The organism is Sphingomonas antarctica (assembly GCF_965137005.1).
In the GTDB taxonomy this organism is placed as follows: Bacteria; Pseudomonadota; Alphaproteobacteria; order Sphingomonadales; family Sphingomonadaceae; genus Sphingomonas_O; species Sphingomonas_O antarctica.
Window position 1 is genome coordinate 117,889 of the sequence record NZ_CBCRXM010000003.1, and the last position, 17,307, is coordinate 135,195.

Annotated in this window: 22 protein-coding genes and 1 pseudogene; 9 read left to right on the forward strand and 14 right to left on the reverse strand. The window is 63.5% G+C overall.

Going from position 1 to position 17,307, the window contains the following annotated elements:
- The 12 genes from ACM9ME_RS04335 to crtY all read right to left on the reverse strand — a co-directional run bounded on the left by ACM9ME_RS04335 (position 1) and on the right by crtY (position 8,675).
- On the reverse strand, positions 1–954 hold the full coding sequence (locus ACM9ME_RS04335; RefSeq protein ID WP_415642212.1) for an alpha/beta fold hydrolase: 954 nt from the start codon (positions 952–954) through the stop codon (positions 1–3).
- The gene (gene arsC / locus ACM9ME_RS04340) at positions 951–1,307 is read right to left on the reverse strand and encodes an arsenate reductase (glutaredoxin) (RefSeq protein WP_415642213.1); all 357 of its coding nucleotides are present in this window, start codon (positions 1,305–1,307) and stop codon (positions 951–953) included. Before arsC ends, ACM9ME_RS04335 begins: the two co-directional genes overlap by 4 nt.
- A complete protein-coding gene (locus ACM9ME_RS04345; RefSeq protein ID WP_415642214.1) occupies positions 1,304–1,819 on the reverse strand; it encodes an aquaporin in 516 nt (171 codons plus the stop codon). The genes arsC and ACM9ME_RS04345 overlap by 4 nt, the downstream gene beginning before the upstream one ends.
- Positions 1,820–1,938: 119 nt before the next feature.
- Complete coding sequence (locus ACM9ME_RS04350) at positions 1,939–2,256, reverse strand: ArsR/SmtB family transcription factor (RefSeq protein WP_462933484.1); 318 nt, start codon at positions 2,254–2,256, stop codon at positions 1,939–1,941.
- 43 nt (positions 2,257–2,299) lie between these two features.
- The gene (locus tag ACM9ME_RS04355) at positions 2,300–2,605 is read right to left on the reverse strand and encodes a putative quinol monooxygenase (protein ID WP_415642216.1); all 306 of its coding nucleotides are present in this window, start codon (positions 2,603–2,605) and stop codon (positions 2,300–2,302) included.
- A gap of 9 nt (positions 2,606–2,614) precedes the next feature.
- Entirely contained in the window at positions 2,615–3,208 is a 594-nt protein-coding gene (locus ACM9ME_RS04360) for a DedA family protein (RefSeq protein ID WP_415642217.1), read from the reverse strand.
- Complete coding sequence (locus tag ACM9ME_RS04365) at positions 3,205–3,672, reverse strand: dihydrofolate reductase (protein ID WP_415642218.1); 468 nt, start codon at positions 3,670–3,672, stop codon at positions 3,205–3,207. Before ACM9ME_RS04365 ends, ACM9ME_RS04360 begins: the two co-directional genes overlap by 4 nt.
- Positions 3,673–3,796: 124 nt before the next feature.
- Positions 3,797–4,591 (reverse strand): thymidylate synthase, encoded by a 795-nt coding sequence (locus tag ACM9ME_RS04370; RefSeq protein ID WP_415642219.1) that lies wholly within the window; start codon positions 4,589–4,591, stop codon positions 3,797–3,799.
- Positions 4,588–5,538, reverse strand: a complete 951-nt coding sequence (locus ACM9ME_RS04375; RefSeq protein ID WP_415642220.1) for a phytoene/squalene synthase family protein — start codon at positions 5,536–5,538, stop codon at positions 4,588–4,590. The genes ACM9ME_RS04370 and ACM9ME_RS04375 overlap by 4 nt, the downstream gene beginning before the upstream one ends.
- On the reverse strand, positions 5,528–6,106 hold the full coding sequence (locus ACM9ME_RS04380) for an LOG family protein (protein WP_415642221.1): 579 nt from the start codon (positions 6,104–6,106) through the stop codon (positions 5,528–5,530). Before ACM9ME_RS04380 ends, ACM9ME_RS04375 begins: the two co-directional genes overlap by 11 nt.
- Positions 6,103–7,584, reverse strand: coding sequence for a phytoene desaturase (locus ACM9ME_RS04385; protein ID WP_415642222.1), 1,482 nt, complete (start codon positions 7,582–7,584; stop codon positions 6,103–6,105). The genes ACM9ME_RS04380 and ACM9ME_RS04385 overlap by 4 nt, the downstream gene beginning before the upstream one ends.
- Complete coding sequence (gene crtY / locus ACM9ME_RS04390; protein ID WP_415642223.1) at positions 7,581–8,675, reverse strand: lycopene beta-cyclase CrtY; 1,095 nt, start codon at positions 8,673–8,675, stop codon at positions 7,581–7,583. The genes ACM9ME_RS04385 and crtY overlap by 4 nt, the downstream gene beginning before the upstream one ends.
- A 94-nt stretch (positions 8,676–8,769) precedes the next feature.
- Between crtY and ACM9ME_RS04395 the strand changes: the two genes are divergently transcribed.
- From ACM9ME_RS04395 to ACM9ME_RS04415, 5 genes are all read left to right on the forward strand, one after another.
- Positions 8,770–9,372, forward strand: coding sequence for a PilZ domain-containing protein (locus ACM9ME_RS04395; protein ID WP_415642224.1), 603 nt, complete (start codon positions 8,770–8,772; stop codon positions 9,370–9,372).
- A gap of 86 nt (positions 9,373–9,458) precedes the next feature.
- Positions 9,459–10,091: a PEPxxWA-CTERM sorting domain-containing protein gene (locus ACM9ME_RS04400; protein ID WP_415642225.1), complete on the forward strand. Its 633-nt coding sequence runs from the start codon at positions 9,459–9,461 to the stop codon at positions 10,089–10,091.
- An 80-nt stretch (positions 10,092–10,171) separates the two neighbouring features.
- Positions 10,172–10,885 carry a sterol desaturase family protein gene (locus ACM9ME_RS04405; protein ID WP_415642226.1) on the forward strand — a complete coding sequence of 238 codons (714 nt, stop codon included), beginning with the start codon at positions 10,172–10,174 and terminating at the stop codon, positions 10,883–10,885.
- 53 nt (positions 10,886–10,938) lie between these two features.
- The gene (locus tag ACM9ME_RS04410; RefSeq protein WP_415642227.1) at positions 10,939–11,763 is read left to right on the forward strand and encodes a MipA/OmpV family protein; all 825 of its coding nucleotides are present in this window, start codon (positions 10,939–10,941) and stop codon (positions 11,761–11,763) included.
- A gap of 14 nt (positions 11,764–11,777) precedes the next feature.
- Positions 11,778–11,927, forward strand: a complete 150-nt coding sequence (locus ACM9ME_RS04415; protein ID WP_415642228.1) for a lmo0937 family membrane protein — start codon at positions 11,778–11,780, stop codon at positions 11,925–11,927.
- Between the two features lie 96 nt (positions 11,928–12,023).
- Here ACM9ME_RS04415 and ACM9ME_RS04420 read toward each other — a convergent pair.
- Positions 12,024–13,412 (reverse strand): annotated as a pseudogene (locus ACM9ME_RS04420) (NupC/NupG family nucleoside CNT transporter); the annotation flags it as partial.
- A gap of 19 nt (positions 13,413–13,431) precedes the next feature.
- Between ACM9ME_RS04420 and ACM9ME_RS04425 the strand changes: the two are divergent.
- Positions 13,432–14,535, forward strand: coding sequence for a DUF47 family protein (locus ACM9ME_RS04425; RefSeq protein WP_415642229.1), 1,104 nt, complete (start codon positions 13,432–13,434; stop codon positions 14,533–14,535).
- Entirely contained in the window at positions 14,535–15,548 is a 1,014-nt protein-coding gene (locus tag ACM9ME_RS04430; RefSeq protein ID WP_415642230.1) for an inorganic phosphate transporter, read from the forward strand. The genes ACM9ME_RS04425 and ACM9ME_RS04430 overlap by 1 nt, the downstream gene beginning before the upstream one ends.
- Here ACM9ME_RS04430 and ACM9ME_RS04435 read toward each other — a convergent pair.
- Entirely contained in the window at positions 15,545–15,679 is a 135-nt protein-coding gene (locus ACM9ME_RS04435; protein WP_415642231.1) for a hypothetical protein, read from the reverse strand. The two genes, ACM9ME_RS04430 and ACM9ME_RS04435, sit on opposite strands and share 4 nt — an antisense overlap.
- A 77-nt stretch (positions 15,680–15,756) precedes the next feature.
- On the opposite strand from ACM9ME_RS04435, the gene ACM9ME_RS04440 reads away from it, so the two are divergent.
- A complete protein-coding gene (locus ACM9ME_RS04440; RefSeq protein ID WP_415642232.1) occupies positions 15,757–16,398 on the forward strand; it encodes a queuosine precursor transporter in 642 nt (213 codons plus the stop codon).
- A complete protein-coding gene (argB, locus tag ACM9ME_RS04445; protein WP_415642233.1) occupies positions 16,395–17,303 on the forward strand; it encodes an acetylglutamate kinase in 909 nt (302 codons plus the stop codon). Before ACM9ME_RS04440 ends, argB begins: the two co-directional genes overlap by 4 nt.
- The last annotated feature ends 4 nt before the right edge of the window (positions 17,304–17,307 follow it).

Here is a 17,307-nt window from a genome sequence, read left to right on the forward strand (position 1 = left end):
TCAATCGAGGCGTGGGAGGCCGGCGAGCCAGCCTTCGAGATCGGATTCCGACCGGTCGGCCACTTCTTCCATCGGCAAATGCCCGACGCCGGGATAGACGATCAGCTGGCTGTTGCCGAGCGCCGCCTTGAACCACTGCGCCGACGCGACCGGGATCAACTTGTCCTCTGCGCCCCACAGGATCAGCGTGCGCGTCGCGATGCACGCCACCTGATCGCGCGGTACCTGCACACGCGGCGTCGCGAACCGATCGATCGTCGCCTGGCGATTGCCCGGATAGCGCAGCAATTCCCAATAGCGGTCGATCGTCGCGGGCGTCGCCACCGCCTGATTGCTCACCGTCTGATGGACGCTCTTGGCAACGACCGCGCGCGGGGTGAACCACAGCATCAGGTTGCTCAACACCGGCGTTCGCGCGATGCGGAAACCAATCGGCAATTGCTTGTTCGGGTCTTCGGGCGCGCCCGCCGCGTCGATCAGGACCAGACCGTTCAACCGCCCCGGATGCCGCCGGGCATATTCCCATGCGACCCACCCGCCCATCGAACTGCCGGCCAGGACGAAGCGCTTGACGCCGAGCTGCGTCGTCAGGCGGTCGACCGTCTCGACGAACGCGCTGGCACGGTAATCGCGCGTCGGGCTGGGACCGGTCAGCCCGTGACCGATCTGGTCGAACCGGATCACGCGATACTTCGCGGTCAGCCGCTTCGTCCACGGGTCCCAGGTGTGAAGGTCGCTGTTCGATCCGTGCAGCAGCACGATCACCGGCGCATCCCGTGGCCCTTCGTCCCGGTAATGCACTGTCAGGGCACCGAGATTGACGAACCGCGACGGCGGCGCGCCATATTCCACGAACATCGCCTGTTTGTCGGTGTCTGGCGTGTAAAGCAGGGCCGACGCCGCAATGAGTAGCAGCGCAATAACCCCGACCGTCCAGGCGAGCGCGAGCTTCACAGAATTTCGTGGACCATTTCGGGCGGGCGGCACAGGCGGACACCCTTGTCGGTCTCGACCAATGGTCGGTTGATCAATATCGGATGCGCCATCATCGCGTCCACGATCGTCTCGTCCGACGCGTCGGTCAATTCGAGTTCGGCAACGAGGCTTTGGGCGGGTTCGGCGTACGTGCGCATCGCTTGTCGTGGCGACAGACCCGCTTTAGCAAACAATTCGGACAGGCGCGCGCGATCCGGCGGCGTTCGAAGATACTCGATGACAGCCAACTGGATGTCCGGCGTCGCTTCCAAAATTGCCAGCGTCCGGCGCGAAGTGCCGCATGCAGGATTGTGCCAGATCGTCGCCTTCATTCCGTGTCCTCCGATATCAGCCAGCCGCCGCTTCGCCAGCCGAACCAGGCGCCGATCATCTGCGCCGCGATAAATGCAGGCGCATCGATGGGCCGGATTCCGGCGAAACTATCCGTCATCGCCCGCGCGATCGTGACCGCAGGGTTGGCGAAGCTGGTGGACGAGGTGAACCAATAGGCCGCCGCGATCCATGCCGCGACCAATGCCGGCAACGCCTCGGGGCGATGTTTTTGACCCAAGCGGATCGTCAGCAACAGACCGAAGGTTGCCACCATCTCCCCCAGCCATTGTCCCTCACCCGACCGAATTTTGAGACCGGTTTCGATCACCGCATGCCCGAACATCGCATGCGCGAGCAGCGTTCCTCCAATGCCTCCAACGATTTGGGCAGCAATCACCGGCAAGCGATTTCCGCCCGGCACGACCAAGGTCACGGCTGGATTGAAGGACGCGCCGGAGACCGGACCGAGGATGGTGATGAGCACGAACAGCCCCGCGACCGTGGCCGCCATATTGCCGAGCTACGCCACCGCATCGTTCCCTGCCGCCAGCCCTTCGGCCATGATGCCCGACCCCACGACGGTGGCAACGAGCAGACCGGTACCCAGAGCTTCCGCAACCAATGTGCGTTTCATGCTGCCGCGCCCAGCCCGAGGCTGTTACTTGTAAGGCAAAACTCCCCGCCGCAGCAGTTTTCAGTCAAATACGTCATCAGATCGCCCATGACGGCGTAATCGACCGAATAATTGAGCGAACGTCCGAAACGACGGCGTACGATCAATCCGGCGCGCGTCAGATGCGCGAGATGAAACGACAGCGACGAGGGCGGCAGGGCGACTTCAATCGCGATGTCGCCCGCAATCGCACCATCAGCGCCGCGCTGAATCAGGTACCGGAAAACGGCGAGGCGGTGTTCCTGAGCCAACGCCGCCAATGCATCGATCGCCAACTTTGCTTCCATATTTCCACTATTATGAAAATAAAGTTAGAGATCAACCGGGGCGGACTTCGGTCGTTTCATAGATCGACAGTCGGTGAGCCGGATCGGGTTTGGCGACACCGGTGAGGCTGGCCGAAAAGCCGCGCGCTTCGGTGACGCCGAAATGCACTTTGAGCGCGTCCATCGAGTCCCAGCGTTCGTAGAAGAACAGGCGGTCGGGATGTTCCGGATCGGGGAAGACGTCATGGCTGATGCAGCCCGGTTCCTCTCGCGATGCCCGCGTATGCGCTTGCGCGGCGGCGAGTGCCCGATCGAATTTTCCCGGCTCGGCGACGAGCGCCCCTGTGACGATGATCATCGCGCGGTGTTAGGCCGATCCGTCGCTTTCGGGAAGTTGTGGTTCGGACACCGCAGGACCGCGACGCCAACGGACGATCAGCCACACCGCGATCCCGACGACGATGATCCCGCCGAGCGCGATCAGCACATCGCCGCCCATCCGGCGGACCAACGGAAATGCCGCCTTGCCAAGGTGATAGCCAAGCCACGTGAACAGCGGCGCCCAGATGATGGCGGCGATCATGTTGAGCGGCAGGAACCGGCGCACCGGAATTCCCGCGACGCCGATCGCCACCGGGCTGACCGTGCGCATGCCATAGACGAAGCGAAAGCCGAGGATGAACGGTACCGGGCGGCGGTGGAGCAGGTCCAGTGCCTTGGCGAACAAGCTCTTTTTCTTCATCCGCGTCACGAACCGCGAATTGCGCGCGTAGCGCCCGAGGAAATACCACGTCTGATCCGCGGTGAACGAGCCGAGCGTCGCCACGATCATCGCCCCGGCCAATGGAAACATGCCGCGTTCGGCGAGTACGCCGCCCGCGACCACCGCCAATTCCCCCTCCAGCCCCGCGCCGAAGAACAACGCGAACAGCCCGTATTTAGCGAGCAAATGCGCGATCATGGATGCCGCCGCCGATCGAGCGTGACGAAGCTGTAGCCGTCATGATCTTCGCGTGCGCTGGCCAGCCATTCGCTCGGCAGCGGCGCGGGCATCGTCGTGTCGCCTTCGGGGTGGCCCGCAACCTTGGTCAGCTCGATGCGATCGGCGAGTGGCATGAAGGCCTCAAAGATCTCCGCGCCGCCGATGACCCAGATCGGATCGGTGCGCGCGAGTCGAATCGCCTCGTGGACGTTGCCGACCGGTTCGGAGCCGGGTTCTTCCCAGAAACGATCGCGGGTCAGGACGATGTGGCGGCGACCGGGGAGGAGGCCGGGGAGGCTTTCGAAGGTCTTGCGCCCCATGATCATCGCGCCGCCCATCGTCAGCGCCTTGAAGCGCTTGAGGTCCGCGGGGATGTGCCAGGGGAGTTTGCCGTCCTTGCCGATCACGCCATTGGCCGCGCGGGCGACGATCATGTTGATCATCGTCCCTCTCCCTGAAGGGGAGAGGGACAGGCGCGAAGCGCCAGGGAGAGGGGAGTAAGAGCCCACAGCCCCTCTCCCTGCTGGCTGCGCCAGCTGTCCCTCTCGTCTTCAGGGAGAGGGAGGTTCATACCGCGACCTCGGCCTTGATGTGCGGGTGGGGATCGTAGCCCTCGATCCGGAAATCCTCGTATTGATAGTCGTCGATCGACGCGGCGCGGCGTTTGAGCACCAGTTTGGGCAGCGCGCGGACGTCGCGGCTCACTTGTTCGCGCGCCTGGTCGAGGTGGTTGAGGTACAAATGGCAATCGCCACCAGTCCAGATAAAATCGCCGACTTCTAGGCCCGCCTGATCGGCGAGCAAATGCGTCAGTAGCGCGTAGCTGGCGATGTTGAACGGCACGCCGAGGAACACATCGGCGCTGCGTTGATAGAGTTGCAGCGACAGCCGGCCATTGGCAACATGCGTCTGGAACAGGCAGTGGCACGGCGCCAGCGCCATGCGGGGGAGCTCCCCCGGATTCCACGCGGTGACGATCTGGCGGCGGCTGGCGGGGTCGTTTTTGATCTGTGCGACGAGCGCCGCAATCTGATCGATATGCCCGCCATCGCTGGTTTCCCAGTCGCGCCATTGCTTGCCGTAGATCGGGCCGAGATCACCGTCCTCGCCCGCCCATTCGTCCCATATGCCGACCTTGCGGTCCTTCAGCCAGTTATTGTCGGTGCTGCCCTTGAGGAACCACAGCAATTCGATAAAGATCGAGCGCAAGTGCAGCTTCTTGGTGGTGACCAGCGGAAACCCTGCACGCAGGTCGAAGCGCATCTGGTGGCCGAATACCGAAAGCGTGCCCACGCCGGTGCGGTCGGCCTGTTGCGCGCCATCGTCGAGGATGCGCCGAAGGAGGTCGTGATACTGATTCACCCGACCGCCGCTAACGCGTCCTCCCGCGTCCACAAGCCTTCACGGTCGCGGGCGGACGGGCGATTGAGCAAAGCCTGGCCGAGCGCCCTGAAAACCAGCCATGCCTTTTGCCGCTTGCCCACGACGACACGGTGGTCCCAAGCCTGTACGTCGCGCCGATCGACCTCGCGCGCAATCTCGCCGTAGATGCTGGCTGCCGAAAGCACCGCCCAGCGGCTGCGGAACGGCAGTCGCGCCGCGCCCACCCGTGCGGAAGCTTCGTAATCGGCGACCATGTCCGCCAGCCACCATGCCATGTCGGCGAGGCGGCTGCGGTTGTGTGGGCGCATCTGTTCGCCCGGTGCGATGTCGGCTTCGACCAGCCAGTTGATCGGCAGATAGCAGCGCCCTGCCGCGTCATCCTCACTAATATCCCGCGCGATGTTGGACAGCTGAAAGGCGATGCCAAGATCGGTCGCGCGGTCGAGCGTGTCGGCGTCGGTCGGCGACACGCCCATGACCAGTGCCATCATCCGTCCGACCGCTCCCGCAACGTGATAGCTATAAGCGAGCAGGTCGTTCTCGCTCTTGGGTCGCCAGTCCGCGGCGTCCATCGCAAAGCCTTCGATCACGTCCATCGGCAGATGGTGCGAGATACGGCACTCGGCAGCGACCACGCCCAGCGCATCGAATGGCTCGTCGCCGGTGATCTCTCCCGCCAAAGCACGCTCGGTCAGCGCGCGGACATGCGCGACGCGCGCGGGTGCATCGGTTAGCACGGTCAGCGCACCGCCATGATCCTGGCCATCGACGATGTCGTCACAGGCGCGGCACCAGAAATAGAGCAGCCAAGCGCGTTCGCGCGTCTGCGAGTCGAAAATCTGGCTGGCGAGCGTGAACGATTTGGACCCCGCCGCGATCGACAATTGCGCGGATTGGACCAGCCGGGCGCGGCGATCAAAGGTCATCGACACTCATCGCGGTAATCGGCGTCGCGGGTTCGAACGCCGCCATCCGGTCGAGCAGACCATCCAGCGTCAAATCCGAAATCAGCAATTCACGGTGCTGTTCACGCACGAAGCCGACCCGGCCCATATGCTCCCAAAATTCGATCAGGCGGTCGTAAAAGCCGAACGCGTTGAGCAAGCCGACCGGCTTGGCGTGATAGCCCAGTTGCGCCCAGCTGAGCGCTTCCCACAATTCATCCATCGTCCCCGTGCCGCCGGGGATGGTGACGAACCCGTCGGACAAATCGGTGAACATGCGCTTGCGTTCGTGCATCCCGGGCACTTCGTGCAGTTCGGTCAGCCCGCGATGCGCGACTTCGGTATCGACCAGGATGTGCGGGATCACGCCGATCACCTCACCGCCCGCAGCGAGCGCGCCATCGGCCACCGCGCCCATCAGCCCAAGCCGTCCACCGCCATAGACTACGCCGATCCCGCGCTCCGCCAGCCCGCGACCGACGTCACGGCCCAGTTGGAGGTAGCGCGGCTCGGGCGACGCCGAACCGCAGTAGACGGCGAGGCGTTTCAACCGAGGTCAGCCAGCATCAGCGCCGCTGTCGCCTTCGCGCTCCCCACCACGCCCGGAATACCCGCGCCCGGATGCGTGCCCGCGCCGGTGAAGTAGAGGTTCTTCATGTCGTCGTCGCGATTGTGGACGCGGAAATAGGCGCTTTGCCACAGCACGGGCTCAAGGCTGAATGCGGAACCCAGATGCGCGTCGAGATCGCGTTCGAAATCCATCGGCGTGTAATGAAACCGCGTGCGGATCTTGCCGCGCAGTCCCGGAATCAGCCGCCGCTCGATTTCAGCGAGGATGCGGTCGGCATAATCCTTGCCGAGGTCGCCGTCCCAATCGCCAGGAAATTTGCCGAGATGCGGCACCGGGGCGAGGGCGTAGAAGGTCGAGTGTCCCGGCGGAGCCATGCTTGGATCGGTCACGGTCGGCTGGTGCAGATACAGCGAGAAATCCGCCGACAGCACGCCATTCTTGTAGATATCGTCGAGCAGCCCCTTGTAGCGCGGCCCGAACATGATCGTGTGGTGCGCGATGTCGGGGAATGTCCCCTCCACGCCAAAATGCACTACGAACAGGGATGGCGAAAAGCGCTTGCGCTTGAGCGCCTTGGCGCGCCGCGCACCGACCGCGCTGGTCGTCAGCAATTTGGCATAGGTGTTGGTGACGTCGCCGTTCGACGCGACCGCATCGGTGGTCGCGGTCCAGCCGCTGGCGGTCGTGACACCGGTTACGCGGTCGCCCAAGGACTCGATCCGCACCACTGGATCGCCCAGCCGGATCGTCCCGCCCAACCGCTCGAATTGCGCGACCATGCCCGCGACCAGCCGGTTGGTGCCGCCCTGCGCAAACCACACTCCGCCATCCTTTTCCAGCTTGTGGATCAGCGCGTAGATCGAACTCGTCGTCATCGGATTGCCGCCAACGAGAAGAGTGTGGAAACTCAGCGCCTCACGCAGCTTTTCGTTCTGCACATAGCTCGACACGATCGAATAGACGCTGCGCCAAGCCTGATATTTGGCCAGCGCGGGCGCGGCCTTGAGCATCGATGCGAAGTCGAGAAACGCGACATGACCGAGTTTTTCATACCCCTCACGGTACACCCCCGCCGCATAATCGAGGAACCGCGCATAGCCCGCGACATCGGCGGGATTGAGCTTCGTGATCTCGCGCTTCAACGACACGTCGTCGTTCGAATAATCGAAATTCGTCCCGTCGCCCCAGTTGAGCCGATAGAAGGGCGACACCGGCGTCAGCGTGACGTCGTCGGCCATGTCACGCCCGCTGAGCGCCCATAATTCCTTGAGGCAGTTTGGGTCGGTGATGACCGTCGGCCCCGCGTCGAAGACAAAGCCGTCGCGCTCCCAATAATAAGCCCGCCCGCCGGGCCGGTCGCGCGCTTCGACGATGATCGTCGCGATGCCCGCCGATTGCAGCCGGATGGCCAGCGCGAGGCCGCCGAAACCGCTGCCGATGACGATCGCGGATTTCATCGAAACAACTCCCGGACCGCGGGCCAGAAGGGAACGGGCGGTTTACCGCTGAGTGTGCGCATGATGTCCCCTAACGTGGATTGGCCCGCGTAGAAACGCCCGATCAGGGGCTCCGGCAGACCATAGAAACGCTGCAGGACGCGATAACGCTCCGCCGGCAATCCGGCGCGGAACAGCATGCGGTCGAGCAAGCGGTAAAAACCCCGCTGGCCCCAGGCGCGCCGGGCATGATCGTGGGTGAGCCTTGCCAGCCCGTCCGCCGACAGATCGTCCGACTTGGCGATCGCGCTCGCCAGCCGTACCGCATCGGGCAGCGAATAGCCGGTCGTCGGGTGGCACAGTCCGGCGCGCATACCGGCCTTCGCGCCATCGCCGGTCGATCGCCAATAGGCTTCGAAGTCGCCCGCCATGATGACCGGCAGCACGCCGCTTTCGAATCGGTTGCCCGGTTGCGCATCCCAGCCCCTGGCGGCGACATACTCGATCAGCCGCGCTCGCAGCACGTCAGAATCGAGATTGCGTGTATCGCTGTAATAAGTATCCTCGACGAACAGTTCGCGTTCACCGAACGGCAGGACATAAACGAAGCGATAGCCGTCGATTTGTTCGACCGTCGCATCCATTATGGTCGGACGTTCGATCCCGTGCGGCGTGGCGAACTGAAAACTGATGCCAACGAATTTCTGCCAGCCGCCGTCGATATGCGCCAGATCGCCTGGCCCGCGCGCGTCGATCACCGCACCGTTGTGTATCACGTTGTCCGCATCGCCATGGACGATCCGCGCGCCGAGTTCGCCGCGCAATACCCGGTCGAACTGCTCGGATTCGATGCTGTTATAGCCTTGCGGGATCGTCCGCCGCAGCTTGGGAAAGGCGATGTCGTAGGCGGGCCAGCGATACGTGACCAGGTCATCGACCAGCCAGCGATCATCTGCCGCGATGTCGGTGTCGAAGAACGACCAGACGTGGTTGCCGCCGAGCCGTTCCCCGGCTTCGATCACCGTCACGGCAATTTCGGGCCGCCGCGCCACCAGCGCGCGCGCGATCAAACCGCCCGCCAATCCGCCGCCGAAAATAGTAATATCGCTCACGCGCCGCCCATAGCCCCGAAACGACGCCGTTCCCAACCCGTTGGTAAGGTTCGCGATGCTAAGTCTGCGCCGTCAGCTTGGGGGATAGCAGCGCGTGAGCGCCATTCAGGTCAATCGCGAAGAGATGATCGTGTCGTCGGTCGAGCGCCGCTCGGACGACAATCGCTATGTCTCGATCTTTCGCACCGGCAGGATTTCGCGCGTCGGCGGCGAGGAGTTGTGCGTCCTGCGCAATATTTCGACCGGCGGCGCGATGATCGCGCACAATGGCGACCTGGACATCGGTGAGCGCGTCACGCTGGATTTGCGCCTCGACGAAAGCCTGGTGGCGACTGTCGTCTGGGTCAAGGGCGAACGCAGCGGCCTGCAATTCGATACCGAAGCCGATCTCCCCAAAATCCTCGCCGGGCACACCGCCGGCCCGCGTCCGCGTCCGCCGCGCCTGCGCATCGCCGCGATCGTCGGCGTGACCGCCGGTCAGACCAGGGCGCGCGTGACGCTTCGCGACATCTCGCAGACCGGAGCGTGTTTCGAAGAAGGCAAATTGCCGCGTGTGCCCGAACTGCGCGTGGTGCTGGACGGCCTGGGCGATTATCGCGCGATCGTCTGTTGGCGACGCGGCGGCCTCATCGGCGTGAACTTCGCATCGACGCTACCGATGTGGCCGCTCAACGATTGGGTCCGCTCGGCGCGTTAACCGCTCAGTGCGTCGATTCGGGACTTTTAAGCGCTAGTGGCCAAACACCGAATCGCTTAAGGCGTCGTCAACCAAAGGGGTTGTCGATGAAGTCTTTCCTGTTGGGCGCGATTGCCGCCCTCGCCATTACCGGTAGCGCCAATGCGGCCGAATTGCTGACCAATGGCAGCTTCGAATCGCCGAACATCGGTACCGGCAATTACACCTATCCCGCCGGCACATCTGGCAGCTGGACCTATACCGGCTCGGCATTGGTCAATGCGACGGGCAGCAACGCTTGGTACGGCGCCACTCCGCCTGCAGGTCAGGACGGCGGCCAGTTTGCCGCGCTTCAGGGCCTGAGCACGCTGTCGCAGTCGTTCGTTGCGTCGAACAGCAAGGCAAACGTGTCGTGGCTCGCTGGCGGCCGTCCGGCTTTCGGTGCCAATAACGGCAACCAGACCTACACCGTCACCGTCGGCGCGAACACGCTCGGCACGTATTCGACGGTCAGCAGCCAGGCGTTCGGCGCCAACGGCGGCATCCTCTCGGGCCTGACCGCCGGGCAGACTTATACCTTGTCGTTCAACGGCCAGGTCGCGGCCGACGAGACCGCGTTCATCGACAAGGTGTCGGTGCTCGGCGTGCCTGAGCCTGCGCAATGGGCGTTGCTGATCGGCGGCTTCGGCTTCGTCGGTATCGCATCGCGCCGCCGCCGTTCGAACGTCGTTTTCGCCTAACGCTGGTCGGAAATTACAGCGCCGCCGGTGGCAACATCGGCGGCGTTTTCGTGTCCGGCGTTTGTGACTAGAGTGGCGCGATGACCGCCTTGCTCTTATCGGCCCTCGCCATGACGCTGATCGTCGGGTTGCGCTACCTCGCGGTCAGTGGCGGCTTTGCGCTGGCGACGCGCGCGGCCCGACCTGGGCTTTACGCCAAACTTACGCCGCAAATCCGGCGCGAGATCGGTTGGAGCCTCGCCTCCGCCGCCATTTACGGTGTGCCGGCAGGCGTGGTCGCCTGGGGTTGGCAGGCGCGCGGGTGGACACTGATCTACACCGATGTGCACGCCTATCCCTTATGGTATCTGCCGCTCAGTGTGCTCGCTTATCTATTGGCGCACGACACTTGGTTCTATTGGACCCACCGCTGGATGCACCGCCCGCGCCCGTTTCGCCTTGCGCATGCGGTCCACCATGCCAGCCGCCCGCCGACCGCCTGGGCGGCGATGGCATTCCATCCCCTTGAAGCGCTGACCGGCGCGTTGGTCATCCCGGTGCTGGTGTTTGTCATCCCGATTCACGTCGCGGCGCTCGGCATCGTGCTCGCGATCATGACCGTCATGGGCACCACCAATCATATGGGCTGGGAGCTATTCCCGCATTGGATGCGCGAAGGGCCGGTGGGCAATTGGCTGATCACCGCCACGCATCATCAGCGCCATCACGACCGCTATAACGGCAATTACGGGTTGTATTTTCGCCACTGGGACCGGCTTTTCGGCACCGACCTCGGCCTCGGGCGCTTTGACTAGGGAACGGTTGCGAGCGAAAACTGTTACGCAGCCATAACAGGGAGTTTACGAGCATGCGGGGACTGATTTTTCTCGCCGGGATCGCTTTGGCGACGCCGGCCTTCGCCCAGAGCGACAACAAGGGTGACGATCAGAAGGATTCGATCACGATCGGCGGCGGCGTCGCGACCACGCCGCGCTTCGAGGGGTCGGGCGACAATCACATCATCCCGGCGGCCCAGGCACGCGGATCGATTTCGGGGATTTCGTTCACGACGCAGGGCACGGGCCTGTACGTCGACCTGATCCCGCGCGAAACGCCGACCGGCGGCAAGCTGGTCCTCGGACCCGTGATCCACGGCACGTTCAACCGCACCAGCCTGAAGACGATCAACGACATTCAGATCGAACGTCTCGGCAAGCTCGACACCGGGATCGAAGTCGGCGGCCAGATCGGCTATTCGCAAAACGGTGTGATCACGTCGGATTACGACAATCTGTCGCTCACCGTCGCGGGCTATTACGATGTCGGCGGCGCGTCCAAGAGCTACGTCATCACGCCGCAGATCAGCTATGGCACACCGCTCAGCAAGACGATCTATGTCGGCCTGTCGGCGGCGGCGCATTATGTCGGCGGGAAGTACAGCCAATATTATTTCGGTGTCACCGCGCCGCAGTCGGTGGCCAGCGGTCTGGCGGCCTATTCGATCGGCAGCGGGTTCAAGGACGTGACATTCGGCGCGATCGCCGCGCTGTCGCTGTCGGGTGACCTGCGCAAGGGTGTAGCGCTCTTTGGCGGTGTGTCGCAGACCCAGTTCCTCGGCAAATTCAAACGCTCACCGATCACGCGCGACAACAGCAACCTGACCGCCGCGGTCGGGATCGGCATCACGTTTTAACAGGGAGAGAGACTATGCTTTGGACACTCGTTGTAATTCTGCTGATCCTGTGGGCGCTTGGCGCGTTCGTCATTCCGGTCGGCGGTGCGCTGATCCACCTTCTGCTGGTCATCGCCGTCATCGTCATCGTGGTTCAGCTGATCACCGGTCGCCGCGTCGTTTAACGATCTCGATGAGCGCGGTAGTTACGGGAGCAACAATCCCGCGAGCGCCGCGCTCATCAAATTGCTGAGGCTTCCGGCAACCAGCGCCTTCAGTCCCAGCCGCGCGATCACCGGCCGCTGATTGGGTGCGAGATTGCCGGTCACCGCCATCTGAATTGCGATCGACGAGAAATTGGCGAACCCGCACAGCGCAAACGTCACCACGCCGACGGTATGCGGCGACAGGCCCGGCGACGCCTTGCCGAGGTCGATGAATGCGACGAATTCGTTAAGCACCACCTTGGTGCCGAACAACCCGCCTGCAACACCCGCTTCGTTCCACGGCACATTGAGCAGCACCATCACCGGCGCGAACACATAGCCCAACAGCTTCTGGAAGCTGAGGTCAGGCACGCCGAACCAGCCGCCGACCCCGCCGAGGAGCCCATTGGCCAGCGCCATCAGCGCAACGAACGCCAGCACCATCGCGCCGACCGCCACCGCCAGCTTGACGCCGGTCTGCGCGCCTTGTGCCGCGGCCATGATGATGTTGGCCGGACGCTCCTCGTCATGTGTCGCCGCGGATAGATCATCGGGTGGCGGCAAGCCACCTTCGGGCAACAACGCCGCCGGACCTTCCGCGCTGATCCGGTTTTCAGGGAGGGTGATGTCGGCCGGCTCGAGCGGCACGATCACGTCGGGCATGATGATCTTGGCCATCAGCACGCCGCCGGGCGCGGACATGAAGCTCGCAGCGAGGAGATAAGGCAGCAATTGCTGGCCGATCATTGCGGCATAGGCACCCAGGATCGTCCCTGCCACGCCCGCCATACCGACGGTCATCACGCAAAACAGTTGCGGCGGCGTCAGCCCGGCGAGGTACGGCTTGATGACCAGGGGGCTTTCCGACTGGCCGACAAAGATGTTTGCCGCCGCGCCAAGGCTCTCGATGCGCGTAATCCCGGTCAGCGCGCGGATCGCGCCGCCGACCCAACGGATGATGAACTGCATGATACCGAGGTAATATAGGATCGAGATCAGCGACGCGAAAAAGATGATCACCGGCAATGCGGCAATGGCGAAACTGTTCGCGCCCATAGCCGGCGATGCCAGCGGCCCGAAGATAAAGTCCGTCCCGGCCTTGGCGTAGCCGAGAAGGTTCGACACGCCGGACGACATCCCCTGGATAACCGCCTTGCCCCACGACGTATACAAAGCGAGGAACGCCAGCCCGACCTGCAACAGGAATGCCGGCGCGACGACCCGCAGCCTGATGGCCCGGCGGTTGGAAGACAGCGCCACGGCAATCGCCAGGATCACGACGATCCCCAAAATGCCGATCAGGATGCGATTCACGTCTGTCTCCCCGCCCTTGCGGATCAGCGCATGGCACGGCGCGCGTCCCCAAGGCAATCTGTCACACGGTTGCAACATCCGCCCCCCATCTGCCGTTGCCGCAGCATATGCGGACGGGTAACCCGCGCCTTGCACAGGGGGATTCGCCATCAGCCGCCAGATTGCCGCTTTGCCGTATCGCAGCAACGGCACCGCCTATGATGCGCCGGTCAGTATTCTGTTGGTCACGTCGCGCGACAGCGGGCGCTGGGTCGTGCCCAAGGGCAATCAGGGATCGTCGCTGTCGCCGCACGCCGCCGCCGCGGTAGAGGCTGAGGAAGAAGCGGGCGTACGCGGTTCGGTTTGCCCGACTCCGCTTGGCACCTATCGTTACCGCAAGCGCCGCGCCAACGGGGCGTCGCTGATGTTCGACGTCGATGTCTATCCGCTGGCGGTGACGCAGGAATTGGCGGTGTGGAAAGAAGCCAGCGAGCGTGAGCGGCGCTGGTTCCCCCTCGCCGAAGCTGCCGGTCAGGTCGATGAGCCCGATTTATCCGACCTGATCCGGTCGTTCGATGCGTCCGCCTTCAACCGTGCGGCGCGTCCGCCTAGTCTGCTCGGCACTGTTGCCCAAAAATCGAGAGTCGGTCCTATGTTTGCCTGGTTTCAGCGCCTTTTGCCCAAGCAGGGCAATTTCTTCGACCTGTTCGAAGCCCATTCCCAAACCATCGTCGCCGCCGCCAACGCGCTCGGCCGGTTGGTCGAAGGGGGGTCGGCGACCGCCGAGCATATCCGTGAGATCGATGAACGCGAACATGATGCCGATGCGGTCATCCGCGAAGTCCTGACCACCGTCCGCCAGACCTTCCTGACCCCCTTCGATCGCGGCGCGATCACCAGCCTGATCGGGTCGATGGACGACACCATCGATGAAATGCAGGCGACCGCCAAGTCCGTCGCGGTCTACGGCGTGACGGTATTCGAACAGGATATGAAGGACATGGCGGCGATCGTCGTCGATGCTGCGCGTGTGACGTGCGAAGCCATCCCGTTGTTGCGCGATGTCGGCCGCAACGGTGCGCGCCTGCATGAACTGACTGGGCGGCTGGTACGCATGGAAACACATGCCGACGACATTCACATGGCTGGCCTCAAGCGCGCGTTCGAGGCAACCAACAGCGATCCGATGCAATTCCTGGTCCGGCGCGAAATCTACAAGCAGCTGGAGCGCATCATCGACGCTTTCGAAGATGTCGCCGACGCGATCGACGGCATCGTCATCGACCACAGCTGATGCACGAGCTTGCTCTCCCGCTGCTCATCGGGCTGATCGTCATCGCGCTGGCGTTCGATTATCTGAACGGCCTGCACGACGCGGCGAACTCGATTGCTACCGTCGTTGCCACCCGGCTGCTCGGACCGGTGCAGGCGGTGGCCTTTGCCGCCTTTTTCAACTTCGCCGCTTATTTCCTGACGCTCGCATTCCCGTCGCTCCACGCGGTGGCTGACACCATCGGCAAGGGACTGATCGACAAAGATCTGATCACACCCGCAGTGGTTTTCGCCGCTTTGGTCGGGGCGATGTTCTGGAACGTCGTCACCTGGCTCAAGGGGATTCCGTCGTCGTCGAGCCACGCGCTGATCGGCGGCATGGTTGGTGCAGGCGTCGCGCATGCGGGTTTGACCGGCATTAAATGGGTCGGGCTCAACAAGACCTTGATCGCCATCGTCCTGTCGCCATTGCTCGGCATGATCCTAGCGCTGGCGATCATGCTGCTGTCCAGTTGGATGGCCTCGCGGGCCAGCATCCGAGGGGCAGAACGCACGTTCCGCGGGCTGCATCTGGTTTCCGCGGCAACCTTGTCGCTGACCCATGGCCTTAACGACGCGCAAAAGACGATGGGGATCATTACCGTCCTGCTTTATTCGACCGGCTATCTCCACGGCGATTTCGAGGTGCCGCACTGGGTGGCGATCAGCTGCTACATCGCCATCGCAATGGGCACACTGACCGGCGGGTGGAAAATCATCGAGACGATGGGCAGCCGCATTACCAAATTGTCGCAGCATCAGGGGTTCAGCGCTTCGGCCGCCGGCTCGATCATGCTGTTCATCGCCTCGGTGCTGGGCATACCCGTGTCCACCACGCACACGATCACCGGTTCGGTAATCGGTGCGGGCGTCGCGCGCCGCGCCTCGGCAGTGCGCTGGAATGTCGCGCAGAATGTGGTCGCGGCGTGGGTGATCACAATCCCGGCCAGCGCCACCGTCGGCGCGCTGTTTTACGGGCTGACGACGCTGTTCTAGATCGGCGATACGCCGAAATATTTCAGCAGGCCCAAAACCAGCAACAGCAAAGCGATCGCCGCAATAATCCCGCCGATGTTGATGCTGCTCTTTTCAACGACGACATGGTCGTCCCGATCGATATCCGCCATGAAACTTCTCCTGTTGTGGTCGCGTAACGAATGCGCGCGATGTTGCGTTCCGCGCGTGACACGATAGCAGCCGCACGATGGACCAAACCCATCCCCGCACTGCGCCTGCCCTGTTTGCACTGACCGTCTTTTACGGCGGCATGGTCACGCTGGGCGGTGTGCTCGGCGCGAAGCAGGTTGCGCTCGGGCCGCTCGCAGTCGAGGCGGGCATTTTTCCCTTCCTGACTTTGGTGGGCATTTCGTCGGGCGTCGCCGAGCTTTACGGCAAGGCGACGGCCGATCGGCTGGTCCGGTTCGGCTTCGTCCCGCTGGCGTTCGCGATCTTCCTGACCTGGTTCGTCATCCAGTTGCCGACTGATCCGGGCATGTACCCGCCCGCGAAAGACGCGTTCCCGATCATCCTCGGCCAAAGCTGGCGGATGATGGCGGCGGGCATTCTCGCTTATGGCATTTCGGTCACGCTCAACATCTGGCTGTTCAGCAAATTGCGCGCCGCGACCGGCCGCTGGGCCAGCTTGCGCGGCTTCATCGCCGCCGCGCTCAGCCAGATCGTCGACACGCTGATCTTCATCACCGCCAGCTTTTACGGCGTCCGCCCGATCCTCGATCTGATGGCGGGCCAGATGATCGCCAAGATCGTGTTGTCGGCGGTCATGATCCCGCTCTTGATCTGGATCGTTGTGCGAATCGGCCATCGCCTCGATCAGGGAGAGGCATGATCTCCCGCCACGCACCCGACACGGGTCTCCTTGAAAAAGCCGCGACGTTGATCGAGGCTTTGCCGTATCTGCAGCGCTACGAGGGGCAGACCTTCGTCGTGAAATATGGCGGCCACGCCATGGGCGATACCGCTGCGGTGCGCGATTTCGCCGAGGATGTCGTGCTGTTGAAAGCGGTCGGCATCAACCCGATCGTCGTGCACGGTGGCGGGCCGCAGATCGGCGCGATGCTGAAACAGCTCGGCGTCGAATCGCGCTTCGTCGGTGGGCTGCGCGTGACGGACAAGGAAACCGCACGCGTCGCCGAAATGGTGCTGGGCGCGATCAATAAGGAAATCGCCGGTGTCGTCGTTCAAGCGGGCGGTCGCGCGGTCGGCCTGTCGGGCAAAGACGCGGGGCTGGTCACCGCAGAGAAAATCGGCGGGCGGCGCGACGCGGACCTTAATGTCGGCATCGAACGCAATGTCGATCTGGGGTTTGTCGGCGAACCGGTACACGTCGACCGCTCGATCCTCGACACGCTGTCGGCGGCGGGCGTGGTGCCGATCATCGCCCCGATCGCGCCCGGCGCGGACGGCGAAACCTACAACATCAACGCCGACACGATGGCGGGCGCGATTGCCGCCGCCGTCGGGGCCAAGCGGCTGTTCCTGTTGACCGACGTGGCGGGCGTGTTGTCGAAAGACGGCGCGCTGCTGACCGACATGACGCCCGAAGACGTCGCGACACTCAAAGCCGACGGCACGGTCAAGGGCGGCATGATCCCCAAGCTCGAAACCTGCGTCCACGCGGTCGAACGCGGCGTCGAGGCCGCAGTCATTCTCGACGGCCGTGTGCCGCACGTCATTCTCGTCGAAATGTTCACCGCAGAGGGTGCGGGTACGCTTGTAAGGCGCGCAGCCTAGCGGT